We start from the raw sequence: 20,449 nt of genomic DNA on the forward strand, positions 1-20,449 counted from the left end.
GGAGGAAAAAATCGGTCGTCTGTCATCGCGCACCTCCGATCGGGTCGGACGACTCGTACGGCACCGACGACGAGGTTCCAGGCTCGGGCCGCTGGAGAGATCCGTCCAGCAAACGCCGGAGCGGTTCCAGGGTCCGGTTCCAGTCCAACTGCCGCGCCTGTTCGTACGCTTCGTCACCGACCGCCCGCCAGCGTGCCTCGTGGCTCAATGTGTCGATGACGGTGGTGAAGTCCTCCTCGGTGTAGGGCACCGATCCGCGTAGAAGGTCGAGGTGGCGCCGCCATGCCGGAACCAGGACGGGGAGCCCGTACGCCAGGTAGTGCAGATGCTTGGCGGAGAAGCCCTCTTCGCGGATCGGGTCCCGTGTGCAGGTGATCAGGCCGAACTGGTACTGGCTCAGGACCTCGGGAGACGCGTAGCCACGGTAGGGGAGCCCGAGGGACGGATCCGGCGGAGGTCCGCCGTAGACGTCGATGTGCGGGTACCTCCGGCACAGCCGTGCCAGCAGGGGGAGGTTGATGAATTGCCCACTGAGCGAACCGAGATAGACCACTCGCGGTGGATCGGCAAACCGCGCCCGGTCGACCGAGGGCGTACAACCCCAGTTGAGTTGGAGGAAGTTGTCCCCGCTGATCCCGTACCGGGCCTTGGCGTACCGGCCGTAGGTCTCCCAGGAGAACGACAGGTACTCCATCGAGTCGAGGAAGTCCTTCTCCCAGTGGCGGAACTTCCTGTGCTGCCGTCCGGTGAGCCGGCCCTCGTGGAGTACCTCGTCGGCCCACGGGTTGGGGCAGTCGTAGAGAGTGTCGGCCGACGTATCCGCCGTCAGAATTCCAGCGTCATAGGGGGTTTCACAGATGACGAGGTCGAAGTCGTCAAGTGCCAGATCGGCTCTGAGGATGCGCCGACGCAGGTGGTGATCCGTCAGCAGCACGTAGTACGAGAGGTGACGTCGCCCGAAACCCCACCGCCGGGTGAGCAGCTTGGACGCGACGTCGTTCGCGTACAGCGCCAGCTTGCCGGGACGCGGGGACCCCGGGAGCATCCGTCCGAGGGAGCCGCGGGCGCGGGATGCACGGGCCAGGCAGTGGGTGTCCACCAGGTGCACGTCGTGACCGTGCTCCCGCAGGAACCGCTCGATGGCGAGGGGCTTGACGCTGTTCGCGTAGCCGTCGAGCTGAGCGACGATCAGCACGCGCCTGGACCGCCCGTCACCGGGCCTTTCCGAGGTCGTTCGGATCATGATGTCTTCTCCTTCACGGGCATGCGCGCCGATGTACGGGGGCCTTGTGTGAGCTCACGGGCGACCAGCGGCCACGCGACGCCGAGGCCGACGAGCACCGGGAGGCCGGCCAGCAGCAGGGGCAGCGCGCCGTGCCACCCCAGCCTCAGCACCAGTAGCTCCCCGAGACAGGCCGTGATCACCCCAAGCGCGGTCGCCGGCACCCAACGCTTCGGCAGGTGCTGCTCGCTCAGATCCGCCAGCCGTCGGCACAGGACGACGAAGTACAGGGAGCCCGTCATGATGCCGATCGAGGTGGCGAGGACGACGCCGACAACGCCGAACAGCATGGCCAGTGGCACCGTGAGCGCCAGGTTCACCACCGTCGAGCACCAGGAGTACCGGGTCTCGAGCCCGGGGCGGCCGACCGCTCGCACGAAGCACGTACGCATGCCGGTGAACGCCACCTGCACGGCGTATCCGGCCAGCAGAACGGCGGCCACCGCTCCGCTGAGTGCGAGCCCGGGGCCCAGCCACACCACGACCGCAGGGCCCACCGCCACGGTCGTCACCGCCCCGTAGGTGAGAACCGCCGGCAGCCAGCGGGACTGCAGGACATGGAACTCCCGTACCGCTCCGGCGAGTCCGTGCGCGGCGAAGACGTGCGTCATCCGGGTGAGGATCGGGGGGAACGCGTAGAGCGGCAGGCTGCGCAGGGCGGTCGCCGCCTGGTAGCCGGCGGCGTAGATGCCCACGTACCGCACGGGCAGCAGCGCGGCGATCACCAGGGCGTCGATCTCTCCGTTGAGGAAGACGGTGAAGCCCGACAGTTGCATGCGGGAGGCGTATCCGATGAATTCGCGTCGCTCGTCCGGCCGGGGGAGCAGCGGCCGCCTGATACGGATGTGCCGTGCCCCTGCCCAGAAGCCACCGACGGTCACCAGCACGTACCTGAGGGTGGTCAGCACCGCGAGCAGCGACAGGTCCTGCCCACGGTCGACGACGATCACCACTGCGACGGCGTAGGTCAGGCACGATCCCCCGCTGACGGCCGCCAGGCCACGGAAGCGGGCGTTCGCCTGCAGCAGCGCGATGGCGGAGTTGGAGGCCAGGGCCAGGGCGAGGAGGGGGCCGAGGATCAGCAACAGCTGCCGGGCCTCGTGCGCCAGTCGCGGTGGTATGTCCACAGCGGACACGACGGCGGGACCGATCAGCACGGTGAGCCCGGTGACGAGCGCACCCAGTCCGAGGAAGACCAGCAGCGAGCCGACGACCAGCCGCCCGGTGCCGTCCCGGTCGCCGCGGGCCCCGTGGTAGGCGTAGAAGCGCGCCAGGGACGCGCCGACTCCACCGTCCAGCACGGTGAGGGTGGCCAGGAAGACCAGGATCAGTGCCCATACGCCGAACCGGTCGAGCCCCAGCTGACGGATCAGGTACGGCGTGAGCGCCAGGTTGGTGAGCAAGGGTGCCACCTGTGCCAAGGCACTGAAGCCCATGCCGGAGAAGAGACTCCGGGCCGGGGTGCCGGACACGGTGCCGCGCCTGTCGGCCGTGTTCCCGTGTTGGCAGTGGCTCACTTGCCTGCCTCACTTCCCGGTGCCGGGCGGGTGTCCCGTCTCGATCCCGTGGCACAGCCTCCGCAGGCCGTCCCGGTCGAGGATCAGCACGTACTGACGGTCGATCATGTCCGACCTGACGATCGGCGCCGTGGTGAAGTGGGCGCCCGCGGATCCCAGATGGCGCAGACCGAGCACGAGGTCACGCAGGTTGCTGTTGGACAGCTGGTCGTCGACGCTCACGGTGCCGGTGATCGCGTCGAGCATCCGGTCGACCTTGAGCGGGTCGGTGATGCTCACGTTGTCGCGGATCTGGCCGACGAGGCTGCGCAGGAACTCCTGCTGCCTCTTGATCCGGTCCAGTTCCCCGCCGGGCAGACCGTGGCGCTGCCGTACGTAGGAGAGCGCCTCTTCGCCGCTCATGGTGTGCGTGCCCGCCTTGAAGTGCTTTCGCTGCTCCGGGTCGTAGGAATTCTGGTGGACGGTGATCGGCACACCTCCGACCGCATCGGTGAGGGCCCTGAAGCCGTGCCAGTCGATGACGGCGAAGTGATCGACCCTGACCGCAGTGAGGTCCTCGACCGTCTGGACGAGGAGTGAGGGACCTCCCCAGGAGAACGCGGCGTTGATCTTCGCGGTTCCGTGTCCGGGGATGGGCACCCAGCTGTCGCGTGGTATCGACACCGTGTACGACTCGCGTTCACCCGGAGCCAGATGGACCAGCATCAGGGTGTCGCTGCGCTGGGCGCCGAACTTCCATAGGTCGGCTTCGGCGCCGTCTCCAGTGGTCGGCTCCCGGGAACGCGTGTCGACACCGGCCAGCAGGAAAGTGGTGCCGTTGCCGGTCGCGGGCCGCGGACCGTCGGGAAAAGCGTCGGGTATACGGGTGACCTGGTCGCCGTAGTGGTCAGTGGCCCACCAGACACTGCCGGCGCCGAGCCCGACCACGGCGAGCACGGCGACGACCAGGCATATCAACAGGCGTCGCAGCCACCGGCGACGTGGCCGGGTCTGCGTCGCGAGAGCCGGCCTCGGCGTCCAGCGTGGCCACCGGCGGTCCGCGGACATCACCGGCCCTCCGAGTACTGGCCGGCCCATGCGGCACGTCGCCGAGCCGTCCGGCCCAGCAGGGTGCCCCGTCCCGCGGGCCGGCGCGGCGCGATCCTGGCGGGCTCTCCGCAGATCCGTGGCACCGCGGTGTGCGGACCGACGTCGACCAGCACGGGCCGCAGCCCGGCGTGCGGGACCGCCTGGGCCGCGCCGCAGAAGGTCACAGCCGGGACCAGGACCGTCCCACCGGGCGGGACCCGCAGGGCGCGCAACGCCGGTTCGAGCGCCGCGGTACGGGAACTCACCGCGACGGCGTGCGCGGTCCCGACATGAGCCGCGACCTCCTGCTCGAAGAGTGCCGTCTCCCGTACGGTCATCACCCATCCCGAGGCCGGCACCCGCTGCGCCGCCCTCCGGGCCTCCGGGCTGATCCGGGCCACGGCGAAGGGGAGTTCCGGCCCGCCCGGACGCTCCGTGGTGAGGGCGTCAGCGAGTGGCACACCGTTCAGGGCCGACTGGACGCGATCGGCTTGGTCGGGTCGAGTCCGGAGCCGGTGGACTGTCATTTCCTGCTCCCCACTTCTGTCTCTCTCCGGGGAATGACGCCTCCGCGCGGACGCCGTCGTATACGCGCGTGGGAACGGTCCCGACAGCGGCACGCGCGTATATTTACGTCGTATACGTACACTTTCCACCTGAAGATGCATAGAGTCAACACGAGCGGACAGGACACGGGCACCGACCAGCGGAGGCGAAGCATGGCAAAGGACGAGGCGAAGGCGCAGAAGAAGGACGGGGACCCCGGAGTCCGCCCCGCGCGACGCGCCAGCGACCGTGGCCACTACGGTCGGCTGAGCCGGGAGCGCGTGTTGGCCAGCGCCCTGCAGCTGGTGGACCGCGAGGGACTCTCGGCCCTGAGCATGCGCCGGCTGGGCGCTGAGCTCGGCGTGGAAGCGATGGCGCTCTACCGGTACGCGGCGAGCAAGGACGCGCTCCTGGACGGCCTGGTCGAAGCCCTGTACCTCGAACTGGAGGAACAGCTGACCGCCGGACCCGGACCCGGACCCGGACCCGGCACGACGGCCGTCGACGCCCGGAACCGGGCTTCCGCATGGCGCGCCGAACTCCACCGGATCGCGCGGGCGACGCACGAGGTCTGTCTGGCTCACCCCCAGGTGATGCCGCTTCTCTCCACGCGCATGCTGGCAGTCCCGCTGGCCCGGCGGCCGCTGGCCGTCCTGAGGCATCACGAGCGGGTGCTCGCCCTGCTCCAGGGTGCCGGGCTCGACGAGGCCCGTTCCGCCGCCGTCTTCCGCGCCTTCACCGGCTGGGTCCTCGGCTATGTGTCCGTGGAACTGCAGGCCATGGTGGACAACCCCGAGGAATCGGATCCCGCGTTCCGCCTAGGGCTGCACCGTATGCCGCCCCAGGAACTGCCCAGGCTCCGAGAAACCGCCGCCACCCTCGCCGAGCAGGGCGGACCGGGAGACCTGGGCGCCGGGCTCGACGCGCTGCTCGACCGTTTCCTCCGTGTGGAGGAGGAGCGGGAACCCCGGCAGAACCGCACCGGCCCCGACAAGCCGCCCACCCGGGACGCCCAGGACTGAGGGGGCCACGGCGTCAGCCACAGGTCCGCCTGCGCGGGATGCGGCGCCGGTGACTCACCGCGCGTCCGCGCGGGTCAGCCGTGGCAGGGCGAGGGAGACCGTCGAGGCCGCGAGGAGGGCCGCCGCGCACGCCACCCAGTAGCCCGCTGAGGCCTCCGCCGCGTCGATCAGCCACCCGGACGCGGCGTAGCCCAGCGCCACCCCGACGGAGAGGCCTGAGACGACCCAGGTGATGCTCTCGGTGAGCTGGGCGGCCGGCGCCAGACGGGCCACCAGCCCCATCGTGGTGATCAGGGTCGGCGCGACGGCCGTGCCCGCCGCAAAGAGCACCACCGCCAGCACCGCGAGACTCGGCGCGAACAACAGCGGTGCCATCGTCACGGCCATCACCCAGACGCTGACCAGCAGCCGCCCCGTGATCGCCCCCCGCGGGCTCACCGCGCCGAAGACCGCCCCCGCCAGTCCCGAGCCGAGCGCGTACACGCCCAGGAGCGGGCCGGAGAGCGCCGTGTGGTCGTGTGCGCCGGCGTACGCCACTGTCGCGACCTCCACCGAACCGTAGGACGCGCCCACCGACGTCAGCGTCAGCACCAGCAGGCCGAGCCCCGGGATGCGCAGCGCGGAGCCCCCGGCGCGTCGCGGCGCGGGGCGCACCGGCGGTTCCGTACGCCGCTGGGCGGCGAACAACAGGACGCCGACGGCGAGCAGGACCCCGGCCGTCAGCGGTCCGGCCTCCGCGAAGACGCTGGTCGACAGCGTGATCGCCAGGGCCGGGCCGACGATGTAGACCACCTCGTCGAGCACCGACTCCAGCGCGTACGCGGTGTGCAGCAGCCGTGGTGCCCTCCTATGGAGCTCGGCCCAGCGAGACCTGACGAGCGCGCCCATGCTGGGCATGCAGCCCGCCACCGCCGCCGCGACGTACAGCGTCCAGTCCGGGGCGCCGTACCGGGCGCACAGCAGCAGCGCACAGATGGCGGCGACCGTCACGGCTGTCGCCGGGAGAACGACCCGGCGCTGGCCATGACGGTCGACCAGCCGGGAGATCTGCGGTCCGACCGCCGCGCCGGCGAGCGCCTGCGTGGCGGAGACCGAGCCGGCGAGCCGGTACTCGCCGCCGAGCTGTGACACCATGGCGACGATGCCGACGCCGATCATCGACTGCGGAAGGCGCGAAATGAAGCCCGCGGTGGAGAAGAGCAGACTGCCTGCAGGAGTGAAGATCCGGCGGTAATCGGAGAGCATGGGACTCCGCGCTCCATCAGGAGCCGATCGTCGCTGGGCGGATCCGGTCCGGTTTCCGCGTCCTCCAATTTCACGTCCTCCAGTTTCCCGCATGGCACGGTGTCCCGCGACGCGAAGCGTCGTCTCTCTGGATCGCTCCGGACGCTATATCTCCCCCTGCACGTGCGGTGAATGGCGGGCCACGTTAGCTTGAGGGAAGACACGTCGATGTCTCGGCGAGAAGAAGCCCGAATTCCGGCGACCTTGTACAACGGCGACCCTGTATCGACCGATGGTCCCAGGTCCTACGGGGCCTTCTCCGCCGTCGCCCGGTGCCGTTCGCCCAGCTCGGTCCGCCCCCTGCAGCAAGTGGCCCTCCCAGGAGGTTAGTTGGGATGAACGCCCGACTGCGAAGCCAGGCCGCGACGGCCGCTGTCAGCTCATGCATCGTCGTACTGACCGCGTTCTACTACATATTCCCCGAACAGCGGCTGATCTTCGTCGCCATTGGAGCGACCGGCGTCGTCGGTATTGTCCTGGGTATCCGTCTCAACCGCCCCGCGCATCGACTCCCCTGGCTGTTGCTCGCCGCGGGAAACTTCGCCTTCGCCGCGGGCCAGGCCGCCCAGATCATCCTCATCCAGTTGCCCGACGAGGAAGTCCCGTTCCCATCGATCGCCGACGGCTTCTATCTCGCGGCATATCCGCTCTACGCGGCCGGGCTGCTGGGATTCGTGCACTGGCGCACGAGCTGGCGCGACCGCGCGAGCCTCGTCGACGCGCTGACGCTGACAGTCGGTCTGGCGCTGCTGTCATGGCTCTTCCTCATCGATCCGTACGCCCGCGCCGAGGGTCTCACCTGGGTGCAGAAGGCGTTCTCCATCGCCTATCCGCTCGGCGACATCCTCGTACTGGCTATGCTGCTGCGCCTCCTCGTCGGCCAGGGCGGCAAGAGCCGCTCGCTCGTGCTGCTCACCGTGGGCACCATCGGTCTGCTCGCCGCCGACGTGGCTTACGGCCTGGTTCAACTGAACGGGACCTGGCGCACGGGTACCGCCGTCGATCTCGGCTGGGCCGTCCTGTACGGCGCCTGGGCAGCCGCCGCGCTCGATCCGAGCATGCGGTCGCTGACCCAACCGGTGGTATGGCGGGCCGAGACCGGCACCGGCCGACTGAGCCTGCTCACCCTGGCGTCGCTGATCGCGCCCGCCATCCTGCTGACGGAGGCGGTACGCGGTGTGCGTTCCGACGTCGGCGTGATCGGGGTGTTCTCCGCGGTGCTCTTCCTCCTTGTGCTCTACCGTCTGGCGGGCGTGGTGGCGACCCACCGGCGGGCGGTCGGCCGGGAGAGGATACTGCGCAATGCGGTGTCGTCGCTGGGCGGAGCGGGCGACCCGCGGGATGTGGCCGCCGCCGTCCACTCCGCTGCGACGGAGCTGACGTCGTACAGCCCGCCGCGTTCCGCGCTGCTCACCGTCCCGGACAACTCGCTCTGGCTGAACGGGGTGCACGGCGACGTACGCGGGCCCCTGTCCGCGCCGGTGACCGCAGCCGTACAGGAACTGATCGCGTCCGGCGAGAACCGCCTGGTGACTATCGACGGTGTGGGGCCCGATCTCGCCGCCCACCTCACGGGCGAGGAGGAGGCGCCGATCCCCGCGGGGCATGCGCTGCATGCGCTGGTCTGCCCGCTCAGCTCGCAGGATCACCCCTCCGGCGATCCGCTGATCGGGGCACTGATCGTGGCCGGGGACGAGCGGGACCTGCTCGTGCTACGCGAAACGCTGGCGACTCTCGCCGCGCAGGCCGCACTTGCCGTGGCGCGGATCGCCCTCGCCCAGGAGGTCAACCGGCGCAACAGCGAGATGTACTTCCGCACACTGGTACAGAACGCCTCCGACGTCATCCTCATCCTCGACGGCGACCAGGTGCGTTACGCCAGCCCCTCCGCCGACCAACTGCTCGGATATGCCCACCTGGAGGGCACCCACCTCGTCGATCTGGTGCCGCCGCAGGACAGTCGCGCGGTGGCCGAGACGCTCGGCCGGATAGGGAGCCATGAGTACCAGATCAGGCGCGAGCACTGGCGCATGGTCCGCGCCGACCGGGCGACCATCGAGGTCGAGGTGAGGTGGAGCGACCTACGCGACGAGGCCACCGTCGGCGGGGTGGTGCTCACCCTGCGGGATGTGACCGAACAGCGCAAGCTCGAACGCGAACTCATCCACCAGGCGTTCCACGACCCGCTCACCGGCCTGGCCAACCGCCTGCTCTTCCAGGAGCGGGTCAACCACGCCCTGGTGCAGGCTCAGCGCGACGGCACGATCGTCGGCGTGCTCTTCGTCGACGTGGACGACTTCAAGGTCGTCAACGACATACACGGCCACAGTGTGGGCGACGAACTCCTGGTCGCGCTGTCACTCCGGCTGCAGACCACCGTCCGTGCCTCCGACACCGCCGCGCGCATCGGCGGCGACGAGTTCGCCCTGCTGGTGGAGGGCTCCGCCACACCGACGGGCGTGGAGCGGTTCACCGAACATGTGATGACCGCGTTCGCCGATCCGTTCCGGCTCAGTGTGGGTCCGTTGAGCACGTACGCCAGCATCGGCGTCGCGACGACGGAGGACAGCATCGACTCCGTCGAACTGCTGACACACGCCGATCTCGCGCTGTACGCGGCGAAGACGGCGGGCAAGCGCCAGTGGCGCCGCTACCACCCGGAGCTGCAGAGCGGCATGGCTGAGCGTGCCAAGTTGCAGGAGGGCCTGGACAGCTCGTCGATCGACACTTCCTTCATGGTGCTTTACCAGCCTATCGTGGAGTTGGCCAGCGGACGGATCGCCGGGTTCGAAGCGCTCGTTCGCTGGCCCCACTCCGCGCGCGGCATGGTGCTGCCCGAGCAGTTCATCACGCTGGCCGAGGAGAGCGGGCAGATCGTTCCGCTCGGCGCGTGGGTGCTTGACCAGGCCGCGTCCGAGGCGGTCCGGTGGGAGGAGTGCGTGCTGCGCGGCGGGAGGTCCGACCGTAACATGCCCTACGTCAGCGTGAACGTGTCACCGCGTCAGTTCCGGGACGAGCAGTTCCACAACGTGATACGGCGCGCTCTGGATCTCTCCGCCATCGAGCCGTCGTCTCTCGTACTGGAACTGACCGAGAGTGTGCTGATGTACAACGACGAACGGATCCTGGCCGAGATGAGCTCGCTCACCGACCTCGGTATCCGTATCGCGATCGACGACTTCGGAACGGGCTACTCGTCGCTGAGCTATCTGCGCGAGTTCCCGATCTCGATACTCAAGATCGACAAGTCGTTCATCGACGGCCTCGGGCGCTCGCCCGAACAGTACGCGCTGGTCGAGGGCATCACGCATCTCGCGGACACCCTCGGTCTCACGGTGATCGCCGAAGGAGTGGAGGACGCGAGGCAGCAGGAGTCGCTGATCTCCATGGGCTGCCGGTTCGGCCAGGGGTACCTCTTCGCCGAGCCGGTCAGCGCCGAGGAGGCGGAGCACCTCGTTCTCGCGCCACCGCTCGGCCGCCTGGCCGGTTTGCGCGGGACACCCGCGAAAGGGAAGCCGTGAGCGCGGCGGCCTTCGTACGCGAGGGGCGCAGGTCGTACTCCGCAGAACTCCGCGCGAGGCGGGAGACCCACGGTGACGAAACGTGATCGCCCGCCGACGGGGGAGGCTGCGCTGTGCGTCGTGCTGCGCAATGACGAGGAGCAGTATGCGATCTGGCCCGCCGATCGCCGGATCCCGGCCGGGTGGCGCCAGGTCGGCGGACCGGAGTCCGCCGGGTGGTGCGCGGACCTGGTCGACCGCCTGTGGACCGACATGCGGCCCGCGAGCACCCGCGCCCGGCAGCGGTCCCCGGAATCCTGGCCGGGCACCGTGCCCGAGCTGGTCCGGAAGCGGGCGCGGCGTGAGCCGTCTGCTCTCGCGGTGCTCTCGGACGAGGGCCGGCTCAGCTACGCCGAGCTGACCGGCCGCGCCGACCGGCTTGCGCACCGGCTGCGGGAGTCGGGCGTCGGCGCGGAGTCCGTCGTCACCGTCTGCCTCGACCGCGTGCCCGAGCTGATCGTCGCGCTGCTGGCGGTGCTGAATTCCGGCGCCGCGTTCCTGCCTCTCGACCCGGCGACTCCGCGGCAGCGGATGACCGGACTCGTGGCGGAGACCGGTTCACGCCTCATCGTCTCCAGCCGTGAGCACGCCCCGATGTTCACCGAGTGCGAGGCGCGGATCCTCCACGCCGGGGAACTGACCGCGCACGTGCCGAGGCGGGTACCGCGGCCGGCCCGGGGCCCCGGGCCGCACGACCTCGCCTATGTGATCTACACCTCCGGATCCACCGGACCTCCCAAGGGAGTGATGATCGCCCACCGGTCACTGGCACACTCCCTCACCGCGGTGGCCCGGGCATACGACCTGACGCCCGGCGACCGGGTGCTGCACGCCGCGGCGCTCGGCTTCGACACCTCGCTGGAGCAGATCTTCGCCCCGCTGATCAGCGGCGCGACACTCGTCCTCGCGGGAACGCGCACCTGGGCGCCCACCGAGCTGCTGCACCGCCTCCCGGAGCACGGGATCACCGTCGCCGACCTGACCCCCGCCTACTGGCATCGGATCGTCTCCGTCGCGGACCACGCCGAGAGCCTCGCGTCGTTGAGGCTCGTCATCGTCGGCGGCGAGATCGTCACCACGAAGGACTGCCGCGCCATTCTGCACCGGATCCCCGGCGTGCGGCTCGTCAACGCCTACGGGCTCACCGAGACCACCATCACCTCCACGCTCTGCGACCTGAACGAGGAAGTGCTCGCCGCGCCGGACACCGCCGTCGCCCCGATCGGCAGGCCTCTGGAGGGGAATCACGTTCACGTGCTCGACGCCGAGTTGCGCCCGGTGCCACCGGGCGAACGCGGTGAGATCTACGTCGGCGGCCCGGGGCTGGCGCGCGGCATCTGGCGGCAACCCGCCCTGACCGCACGGCAGTTCCTGCCCGACCCGTACGGCTCGGCGCCCGGGGGCCGAATGTATCGCACCGGGGATCTGGGCCGCCGGCGCTCGGACGGCAACCTGGAAGTCCTGGGCCGGGTCGACGACCAGGTGAAGATCCGCGGGTTCCGGGTCGACCCGGCCGAGGTCGAGGCCGCGCTTGTCTCCCACCCGGAGATCGACCAGGCGATGGTGGTGGCCCGGACGCGCAGCAGCGGCGACCGGGACCTCGTCGCGTATGTCACTGTGACCTCGCCGCCGACGGACGACGAGGCGCTGCTGCGCGCACGGCTGCGGTCGGCACTCTCCGAGGTCCTGCCGGGCCATATGATCCCGGCCGCCTTCCACGCGGTGGAGCGGCTGCCCGTCACGCCCGGCGGAAAGCTCGACCGCAAGGCCGTGCCGGAATCCGTGACAGCGGCGCCGACGACCGGCGTCGACGACCGTCCGGTGCCGCAGGGGATGGCCCAGTTGTGGGGACAGATCCTGGATGTGGACTACATCCGTCCGCATGACGACTTCTTCGAGCTGGGCGGCAATTCGCTGCTGGCCATGGAGATGCTCGCGCGGACCCGCGTCGTATTCGGCATCGGCATCACACAGATCCGCGACCTGACCCGTTCACTGCTGCGGTATCCGACACTCGCCGCGTTCGCCGAGTCCGTGCGCCAGGCACGTGCCGGCACACTGGCCCAACCGGACGGCGGGAGCGTCGACTTCGCCGCCGAGACCGATCGGCGCGTTCCGGCAGTGGGACGTGACGCGCCGGCTCCGGACCCCTGTCGCCCCGGCGACGTTCTCCTCACAGGGGCGACGGGGTTCTGCGGCGCGTACATGATCGACGAGCTGCTGCGCAGGACGACGGGACGGATCCTCTGCCTGGTCAGGGCCTCCGACGACCAGCACGGCCTGGAGCGGATCCGTGCGAGCCACCAGCGGTTCGTCCTCGGCGATCTGTCCAGCGATCGTGTCCAGCCGGTCGTCGGCGACCTGGGAAAACCGGGACTCGGGCTGTCCCCGAGCCGGTTCGAGGAGCTGGGGTCGACCATCGACGCGGTCTATCACTTCGGCGGCCACGTCAACTTCATCTATCCGTACCACGAGTTGCGCGCGGCCAATGTCGACGGAACATACGAGATCATCCGTCTCGCCGCCGGCCGGGCCGTCCCCGTGCACTTCACCTCCAGCATGGCGGTGCTCGCCGGATTCGGGCCGGCCGGAGTACATGAGGTGACGGAGGACACGCCGCTGCGCTTCCCCGAGTACCTGTCAGTGGGATACGTGGAGACCAAATGGGTCGGCGAGGCGCTGCTGAGGAAGGCGTCCGACGCGGGCCTCCCGGTCGCCGTCTACCGCCTGATGGACGTCACGGGCAGCAGCGGAACCGGCGTGCTGAACACCAGCAGCGAGATGGCCGCCCTCATCGACTTCATCGCGGGGACCGGGCTGTGCCCGGACGTCCGGCTGCCGCTGGACTTCCTGCCGGCCGACCAGCTCGCCCGCGCCATCGGGCACATCTCCACCCGCCATCCTGCTCGCGGCGAGGTCTACCACCTCACCAACCCCCGTCCCACGCTGCTGAATTCGCTCGCCGAGCGCCTGCGCCGACGGGGTTACCCGGTCCAGGTGATCCCTTACACCGAGTGGATCGCCGCTCTGGTGAAGTACGCGGCCGGGCACCCAACCGACCCGATCACCCCGTTCGTCCCGCTCTTCGTCGACCGGTGCGCGCGCGCCGACATCTCCGTGAGCGAGATGTACTTCCAGGGCGTTTTCACGGAGTTCACCCGCGACAACGCGCAGCGGGCGCTGATGGAAGCCGGGATCGACATTCCGCCGGTGGACGCGGAGATGATGGACCGATACATCGACTTCCTCCAACAGAACGGAGCCGTCCGGCCGGGGAAGGACCAAGGGCAGGGAGCGGCGCAGTGGTGAGGCGATGCCCTTGCTGGGAGGCGCTGGACGTGCTGGAAGCGGCGCCCGACGGTCCGGTGGCCTTCGGCGCCGACCTCAGTCCCGACAGCCTGCTGGCGGCGTACCGCGCCGGGGTCTATCCCTTCCCGGCGTCCGACGAGTACACCCGTGCCCTCAATGACGTGGTCTTCGCCGATCAGGTGCAGGAGGGCCGCATCCCGCTCGTGGGCGAGGAATCGGCCGATCCCTACGCGGTTGCCTGGTGGTCGCCCGACCCCAGGCCGGTGCTGCCCGTCTCGGCCCCGCACCTCAGCCGGAGCCTCGCCCGGCGGCTGCGCAACCGGCTGCGGTGGTCGACCAGCCTGGACCGGCGGTTCGAGGGGGTCGTCCGCGAATGCCGCGCCGGCCGCGTCCCTCAGTGGCTCACCGACGAGCTGATCACGAGCCTGGTCCGCCTGCACGATCTGGGTCACGCGCACAGCGTCGAGGTGTGGGAGGACGACGATCTGATCGGCGGCGTCTTCGGCGTCCAGATCGGATCCGTCTTCAGCATGGACTCGATGTTCTTCCGCCGCCCCGGTGCCTCGAAGGTCGCGGTGACCGACCTCGCGGCGCGCTTCGCACAGGCCGGCGGCGAACTGCTCGACGCGCAGCGGGACAGCCCGCACGTCCGTGACCTGGGCGGCGTTCTCGTACCGCGAGAGCAGTACGTGCGACACCTCCACCGCACCGCACACGACAGTCTCCCGATGCCCACGGCGACCTTGCCCGCCCGCCGCCTCGCCCAGCCGACGGGTTCGGGCCAGTGAGCTGGTTCGAAGCCGGTAAAGGGATCCGTGACAAGGACACCGACCTGTCCGGCCACCCCCGCCTCATCGGCCTTGAGCTCGGCAACGAGCTCAACAACCTGATCGAGCACAACGGTGTCCGCGGCCGCGGTCCACCACTACCTCAGGTCGCCCTTGCGGGCCGACGCCTCGGGGGTGAAGGGGTGGTCGTCGCCGCACGCACGCGGCGTCGTACGCCGAGTGCGTGACCAGCCCGCCGCCCTGGCCGAGCCCGTCCCGTGTTGACGGTCCCAGCGGCACCGCGAGCGCCTCGGCCACCTCACGGTGGGTGAGTCCCCGGTAGTACGCCAGGGTGACGGCCTGGTGCTGGACCTCGGTCGGCGTGCGCAGACAGCGCCGGACCTGCTCGCGCTCCAGCCGCGCCCCGACGCGGGCGCGGTTAGCCACACCTCTGCCATCGCGCCGTCTCCGGATGTCATCCGTTCCTGTCGAGCCCCCGGTTCGGTTGCACCCGCGGCGAAAGTCCACGGGCTGGAACGCGGGTGTCGGACCGCAACCGCAGTGGCCGAAAATGTGTCTCAGGACGCGTGGTCCTACTCCGGGACGTGGGGGTTCCGGCGGCACGGCGGCCTTGGGGGGCTGGAATGAACACATGGGCGGTGCCCGGGTACACCGAGTCACTGGAGCTCGGGGCGGGGGCGAGCGGGCGGGTCGTCCTCGCCGTGCACGAGGAGACCGGTGTCCCGGTCGCGATGAAGTACCTCAGCGAGTCACTGCGTGACCGGCCCGGCTTCGTACGCGACTTCCGCGCCGAGGCGCGGCTCCTCGCCGGCCTGGAGAGCCCGTACGTCGCCGAGCTGTACGAGTACGTCGAGAGCACCGACGGCGCCGCCATCGTGATGGAGCTGGTGGACGGCGTCTCGCTGCGGACCCTGCTCACCCGGGAGGGCCCCCTCGACGCGGAGGCCGCCCTCGTGATCCTCAAGGGCTCGCTGCTCGGTCTCGCAGACGCGCACCGCGTCGGGGTCGTCCACCGCGACTACAAGCCCGAGAACGTCATGGTCGTACCGGACGGGGCGTCCAAGCTTGTCGACTTCGGGATCGCGGCGGACGCCGGCACCAAGGCCGGTGCGGCCGGCACCCCCTCCTACATGGCCCCGGAGCAGTGGACCGGCGCGCCCGCCTCGCCCGCCGCCGACGTGTACGCGGCCACGGCCACGTTCTTCGAGTGCCTGACCGGCCACAAGCCCTACACGGGCGACAATCTCGCCGCCCTCGCGCTCCAGCACGTCGACGCGCCCGTCCCCGCCGGGGAGGTCCCCGAGCCGGTGCGGGACCTCGTGCGGCGCGGCCTCGCCAAGAACCCCGAGGACCGCCCGTCGCACGCCGAGGAGTTCGTCGCCGACCTGGAGGCGGTCGCCGGTGCCGCCTACGGGCCCGACTGGGAGGAACGCGGCCGTGGCCGGCTCGCCGCGCTGGTGGCGCTGCTGGCCCTGCTGCTTCCCTCGGCCCGCAGAACCCCGGAGACCACCACCGACACCGCCCGCACCGTCCTGAGCCAGGGCTCGCGCCGCGAGTGGGCCCGCTCGTGGCGCCCCGGCCGGCCGGGCCTCGCGGTGTCCGGCGCGGCGCTGCTCCTGGGCGCGTTCCTCACCTACGGCGTGCAGCACACCCCGGTGACGCCGCAGGAGGCGGCGCAGGCCCTGGCCACCACCAGCTTCGAGCCCGGCGCCGAGTCGTCGGGTCCCGCCGATCCGACCGGGACGCCCTCCTCCTCGTCCTCGGCGTCGACCACCCCCGGCGAGTCCACCAGCCCGTCGACCTCGGCCTCGGCATCGGAGAGCACCGACACGGGGGATCCGTCCCCGTCCGACACCACCGCCCCGCCGACGACGGAGTCGACACCGCCGACCGAGACGACCACCGAGGCGACCCCGACGAGCGCGTCTCCCAGCGCCCCGAGCGCGCCCGCCGTCAAGGACATCACGGTGACGGGCTTCCGGCAGACGGGTCTGACGACCGCCACCGCGACGATCCAGGTCACCACGGACGGCACCGGGCCGTTCTCCCTCACCGTCTCGTGGCTGTCCGGCGAGCTCCGGCAGTTCGCCCCGGACGGCGCCGCCCAGACGTTCCAGCGCAGCGGGGCCAGCACGTACACCCTCACCGTCGTCCACACCTTCCAGGGCAAGGGCTGCTACTGGGCGGTGCGGGCCACGACCACTCCGGCCTCCGCCGACGGCGGTGCCTCGCAGCAACTCCTGACCAGGCAGTGTGAGATCAGATGACCGCACCGTACGACCGCGACCCCGCGTCCGCCGAGGGCCAGGACGGCGAGCACACCCAGGTGCTCGACACCGCCGGCCGCCCCGCCCCGCACGACACGTCCGGCTACGACGACCCCGACTACAGCGCCACCGTCCTCGGCAGCCAGTGGATCCAGCGTCCCGACCCGGACACGACGCTGATCGCGCCCGAGACGACACTGATCGAGCCGGACACCACCACGCCGGCACCGCGGGACGCCACCCCCGCCGGGCCGCCCCCCGTTGCCTTCGGGCCGGACGGCACCTACGTCGCATCCGACAGCACACCGGCCGAGCGGGACGGGACACCGTCCGAACCGGACGTGACCCTCGTCAAGCCGGACACGACCCTCGTGAGGCCGGACACCACGCTGGTCGGCCCGTCCGGTGCGGAGGCGCCGCTGCCGCAGCCGGACCGCACCGACGGCACCGTGCTCCGTTTCGGCCCCGGTGTGACGGCCACCGTCGCGCAGCGCACCCACCGGACGCTGCCCACGATGCCGCCGCTCCCCGCGCCCCCGCGCCGACGCCGCCTGCGCCGACACGCGCTGCCCGCGTTCGTGCTGCTCTGCGTCCTCGCCTTCCTCGCCTGGCAGCGTCTCGGCCCCTCCGTCGAGGTGCGCACGGTGGCGGTCAAGGCCCGGCCGGCGGTGCTGGGCTGCGACAAGACGGTGGACATCGTCGGCCTGGTCACCACCGACGGCCGCCCCGGCACCCTCACCTACCGCTGGACCCGCAGCGACGGCACCGAATCGGGCGTCCTGCGCGAGGTGCTGGTCCGGGGCCAGAACCGGGCCCGGCTCCACCTCCTGTGGACCTTCGAGGGCAAGGGCCGCCAGACGGCCCGGGTCGACCTCCACATCCTCACCCCCACCGCCCACAAGGCCACCAAGCGCTTCACATACACCTGCCCGTGACGGCAGCCGACCCAAGGGGCGCGGGGAACTGCGCGACACGCCCACACGAACCCGCAGCCGCCCGTCAACCTCACCCATCCCACCCCCCAGGCGCCTCATCGGAGCCGGGGACGCACAAAAACTGACGGTGCATCAGAAAATCCCTTCCCTCGTCCGGAGGACTGCGGCATCCTGCGCACCATGCAGACGGAGCTGAGCAGAAAACTCGGAGTCCAGTACGCCGTCTTCGGCTTCACGCCGTTCCCCGCCGTCGCCGCCGCCATCAGCCGGGCCGGCGGTTTCGGCGTGCTCGGCGCGGTCCGCTACACGGCCCCCGACGACCTCAAGCGCGACCTCGACTGGATCGAGGCCCACGTCGACGGCAAACCGTACGGGCTGGACGTCGTCATGCCGGCCAAGAAGGTGGAGGGCGTCACCGAGGCGGACGTCGAGGCGATGATCCCCGAAGGGCACCGCCAGTTCGTCAAGGACACCCTCGCCAAGTTCGGCGTCCCGGAACTCGCCGAGGGCGAGGCCTCCGGCTGGCGCATCACCGGCTGGATGGAACAGGTCGCCCGCACCCAGTTGGACGTCGCCTTCGACTACCCGATCCGACTGCTCGCCAACGCCCTCGGCTCCCCGCCCGCCGACGTCATCGACCGCGCCCACGAGCAGGACGTACTGGTCGCCGCGCTCGCCGGCAGCGCCCGCCACGCCCGCAAGCACGCCGACGCCGGGATCGACATCGTCGTCGCCCAGGGCTACGAGGCCGGCGGCCACACCGGTGAGATCGCCTCCATGGTCCTCACCCCCGATGTCGTGGACGCCGTCGCCCCGTTGCCCGTGCTCGCCGCCGGCGGCATCGGCAGCGGGCAGCAGATCGCCGCCGCGTTCGCGCTCGGCGCGCAGGGCGTGTGGCTGGGCTCGCTCTGGCTCACCACCACCGAGGCCGAACTGCCCTCGCCACGACTGATCGAGAAGCTCCTCGCCGCCGGCTCCGGCGACACCGTCCGCTCCCGCGCCCTCACCGGCAAACCCGCACGCCAGCTCCGCACCGAATGGACCGACGCCTGGGACGACCCGCAGGGCCCCGGCGCCCTCCCCATGCCCCTCCAAGGACTGCTCGTCGCCGACGCGGTCTCCCGCATCCAGAAGTACGAGGTGGAGCCGCTGCTCGGCACCCCGGTCGGCCAGATCGTCGGCCGCATGAACAGCGAGCGCAGCGTCCAGGCCGTCTTCGACGACCTCACCCGAGGCTTCGAGCAGGCCGTGGACCGCGTCAACCGGATCGCCGGAAGGAGCGAGGAACAGTGAGCCAAGCCCTCCAGCAGCACGCCGCGCGGGCGCAGGCCCCGCAGGGGTTCTGGGCCCAGGCGACCGCCGACCCCGACCGCCCGGTGCTCGTCGCCCCCGACGGCGAGGAATGGACCGCCGGACGCCTGCACGGCGCCGCCAACCGGCTGGTGCACGGACTGCGCGCGGCCGGTCTCGAACGCGGCGACGCCTTCGCCGTCGTCCTGCCCAACGGCGTGGAGTTCCTCACCGCCTACCTCGCGGCCAGCCAGGCCGGCTTCTACCTCGTCCCGGTCAACCACCATCTCGTGGGCCCCGAGATCGCCTGGATCGTCTCCGACTCGGGCGCCAAGGTGCTCATCGCCCACGAACGGTTCGCCGGGGCCGCGCGCCACGCCGCCGACGAGGCCGGCCTCCCCGGCAGCCACCGGTACGCGGTCGGCGAGGTCGACGGATTCCGCCCGTACCCCGAACTCCTCGACGGACAACCGGAGTCACCGCCCGAAGGCCGCACCCTCGGCTGGGTGATGAACTACACCTCGGGCACCACGGGCCGCCCCCGCGGCATCCGCCGCCCCCTGCCCGGCAAGCTCCCCGAGGAGTCGTACCTCGGCGGTTTCCTCGGCATCTTCGGCATCAGGCCGTTCGACGGCAACGTCCACCTGGTGTGTTCGCCGCTCTACCACACGGCCGTCCTGCAGTTCGCGGGCGCGTCCCTGCACATCGGGCACCGGCTGGTGGTGATGGACAAGTGGACCCCCGAGGGCATGCTCCGCGCCATCGACACCCACCGCTGCACCCACACCCACATGGTCCCCACCCAGTTCCACCGGCTTCTCGCGCTCCCCGAGGAGGTGCGCGCCCGCTACGACGTGTCGTCCATGCGGCACGCCATCCACGGCGCCGCCCCCTGCCCGGACCATGTGAAGCGGGCCATGATCGAGTGGTGGGGGCACAGCGTCGAGGAGTACTACGCGGCCAGCGAGGGCGGGGGCGCGTTCGCCACCGCCGAGGACTGGCTGAAGAAGCCCGGCACCGTCGGCAAGGCCTGGCCCATCAGCGAACTCGCGATCTTCGACGACGACGGCAACCGGCTGCCGCCCGGTGAACTCGGCACCGTGTACATGAAGATGAGCACCGGCGGATTCTCGTACCACAAGGACGAGGGCAAGACGCGCAAGAACCGCATCGGTGACTTCTTCACCGTCGGCGACCTCGGTCTCCTCGACGAGGACGGCTATCTCTTCCTCCGCGACCGCAAGATCGACCTCATCATCTCCGGCGGCGTCAACATCTACCCCGCCGAGATCGAGTCCGCCCTCCTCACCCACCCCGCCGTCGCCGACGCCGCCGCCTTCGGCATCCCGCACGACGACTGGGGCGAGGAGGTGAAGGCCGTCGTCGAACCGGCCCCCGGCTTCACCCCCGGGCCCGCGCTCGCCGAGGAGATCCTCGCCCACTGCGCCCGCGAACTCGCCGGGTACAAGCGGCCGAAGACCGTCGACTTCACCGACGCGATGCCCCGCGACCCCAACGGCAAGCTCTACAAGCGGAGGCTGCGCGAACCGTACTGGGAGGGACGGCAGCGGACCGTGTGAG

Annotated in this window: 13 protein-coding genes and 2 pseudogenes; 8 read left to right on the forward strand and 7 right to left on the reverse strand. The window is 70.7% G+C overall.

Annotation, left to right across the window (positions count from 1 at the left end):
• Positions 1 to 22 precede the first annotated feature (22 nt).
• The 4 genes from ACZ4Z3_RS25970 to ACZ4Z3_RS25985 all read right to left on the reverse strand — a co-directional run bounded on the left by ACZ4Z3_RS25970 (position 23) and on the right by ACZ4Z3_RS25985 (position 4,328).
• A complete protein-coding gene (locus ACZ4Z3_RS25970; protein ID WP_468503258.1) occupies positions 23 to 1,243 on the reverse strand; it encodes a glycosyltransferase family protein in 1,221 nt (406 codons plus the stop codon).
• Positions 1,240 to 2,718, reverse strand: a complete 1,479-nt coding sequence (locus tag ACZ4Z3_RS25975) for an oligosaccharide flippase family protein (RefSeq protein ID WP_468503486.1) — start codon at positions 2,716 to 2,718, stop codon at positions 1,240 to 1,242. Before ACZ4Z3_RS25975 ends, ACZ4Z3_RS25970 begins: the two co-directional genes overlap by 4 nt.
• 90 nt (positions 2,719 to 2,808) lie before the next feature.
• The gene (locus ACZ4Z3_RS25980; RefSeq protein WP_468503259.1) at positions 2,809 to 3,735 is read right to left on the reverse strand and encodes an LCP family protein; all 927 of its coding nucleotides are present in this window, start codon (positions 3,733 to 3,735) and stop codon (positions 2,809 to 2,811) included.
• A gap of 110 nt (positions 3,736 to 3,845) precedes the next feature.
• Positions 3,846 to 4,328, reverse strand: a complete 483-nt coding sequence (locus tag ACZ4Z3_RS25985) for a DegT/DnrJ/EryC1/StrS family aminotransferase (protein WP_468503260.1) — start codon at positions 4,326 to 4,328, stop codon at positions 3,846 to 3,848.
• A 258-nt stretch (positions 4,329 to 4,586) separates the two neighbouring features.
• On the opposite strand from ACZ4Z3_RS25985, the gene ACZ4Z3_RS25990 reads away from it, so the two are divergent.
• Positions 4,587 to 5,435, forward strand: a complete 849-nt coding sequence (locus ACZ4Z3_RS25990; protein ID WP_468503261.1) for a TetR/AcrR family transcriptional regulator — start codon at positions 4,587 to 4,589, stop codon at positions 5,433 to 5,435.
• A gap of 54 nt (positions 5,436 to 5,489) precedes the next feature.
• Here ACZ4Z3_RS25990 and ACZ4Z3_RS25995 read toward each other — a convergent pair whose 3' ends face one another.
• Positions 5,490 to 6,680: an MFS transporter gene (locus tag ACZ4Z3_RS25995; protein ID WP_468503262.1), complete on the reverse strand. Its 1,191-nt coding sequence runs from the start codon at positions 6,678 to 6,680 to the stop codon at positions 5,490 to 5,492.
• 374 nt (positions 6,681 to 7,054) lie between these two features.
• On the opposite strand from ACZ4Z3_RS25995, the gene ACZ4Z3_RS26000 reads away from it, so the two are divergent.
• The 3 genes from ACZ4Z3_RS26000 to ACZ4Z3_RS26010 all read left to right on the forward strand — a co-directional run bounded on the left by ACZ4Z3_RS26000 (position 7,055) and on the right by ACZ4Z3_RS26010 (position 14,376).
• On the forward strand, positions 7,055 to 10,240 hold the full coding sequence (locus ACZ4Z3_RS26000; RefSeq protein WP_468503263.1) for a putative bifunctional diguanylate cyclase/phosphodiesterase: 3,186 nt from the start codon (positions 7,055 to 7,057) through the stop codon (positions 10,238 to 10,240).
• 72 nt (positions 10,241 to 10,312) lie between these two features.
• Complete coding sequence (locus ACZ4Z3_RS26005; protein ID WP_468503264.1) at positions 10,313 to 13,588, forward strand: amino acid adenylation domain-containing protein; 3,276 nt, start codon at positions 10,313 to 10,315, stop codon at positions 13,586 to 13,588.
• On the forward strand, positions 13,585 to 14,376 hold the full coding sequence (locus ACZ4Z3_RS26010; RefSeq protein WP_468503265.1) for a leucyl/phenylalanyl-tRNA--protein transferase: 792 nt from the start codon (positions 13,585 to 13,587) through the stop codon (positions 14,374 to 14,376). The genes ACZ4Z3_RS26005 and ACZ4Z3_RS26010 overlap by 4 nt, the downstream gene beginning before the upstream one ends.
• 143 nt (positions 14,377 to 14,519) lie before the next feature.
• Here the strand turns inward: ACZ4Z3_RS26010 and ACZ4Z3_RS26015 are convergent.
• Together ACZ4Z3_RS26015 and ACZ4Z3_RS26020 are read right to left on the reverse strand one after the other, a co-directional pair.
• Positions 14,520 to 14,640 (reverse strand): annotated as a pseudogene (locus ACZ4Z3_RS26015) (glycosyl hydrolase); the annotation flags it as partial.
• Positions 14,623 to 14,787: pseudogene (locus ACZ4Z3_RS26020) on the reverse strand (sigma factor-like helix-turn-helix DNA-binding protein); the annotation flags it as partial. The pseudogenes ACZ4Z3_RS26015 and ACZ4Z3_RS26020, both read right to left, overlap by 18 nt.
• A gap of 212 nt (positions 14,788 to 14,999) precedes the next feature.
• On the opposite strand from ACZ4Z3_RS26020, the gene ACZ4Z3_RS26025 reads away from it, so the two are divergent.
• The 4 genes from ACZ4Z3_RS26025 (at position 15,000) to ACZ4Z3_RS26040 (ending at position 20,448) form a co-directional block, all read left to right on the forward strand.
• Complete coding sequence (locus ACZ4Z3_RS26025; RefSeq protein WP_468503266.1) at positions 15,000 to 16,643, forward strand: serine/threonine-protein kinase; 1,644 nt, start codon at positions 15,000 to 15,002, stop codon at positions 16,641 to 16,643.
• Positions 16,640 to 17,578 (forward strand): hypothetical protein, encoded by a 939-nt coding sequence (locus tag ACZ4Z3_RS26030; protein WP_468503267.1) that lies wholly within the window; start codon positions 16,640 to 16,642, stop codon positions 17,576 to 17,578. The genes ACZ4Z3_RS26025 and ACZ4Z3_RS26030 overlap by 4 nt, the downstream gene beginning before the upstream one ends.
• Positions 17,579 to 17,758: 180 nt before the next feature.
• Positions 17,759 to 18,871 carry an NAD(P)H-dependent flavin oxidoreductase gene (locus tag ACZ4Z3_RS26035; RefSeq protein WP_468503268.1) on the forward strand — a complete coding sequence of 371 codons (1,113 nt, stop codon included), beginning with the start codon at positions 17,759 to 17,761 and terminating at the stop codon, positions 18,869 to 18,871.
• Positions 18,868 to 20,448, forward strand: a complete 1,581-nt coding sequence (locus ACZ4Z3_RS26040; protein ID WP_468503269.1) for an acyl-CoA synthetase — start codon at positions 18,868 to 18,870, stop codon at positions 20,446 to 20,448. Before ACZ4Z3_RS26035 ends, ACZ4Z3_RS26040 begins: the two co-directional genes overlap by 4 nt.
• The last annotated feature ends 1 nt before the right edge of the window (position 20,449 follow it).

This window comes from Streptomyces sp. NPDC030296, from assembly GCF_055572815.1.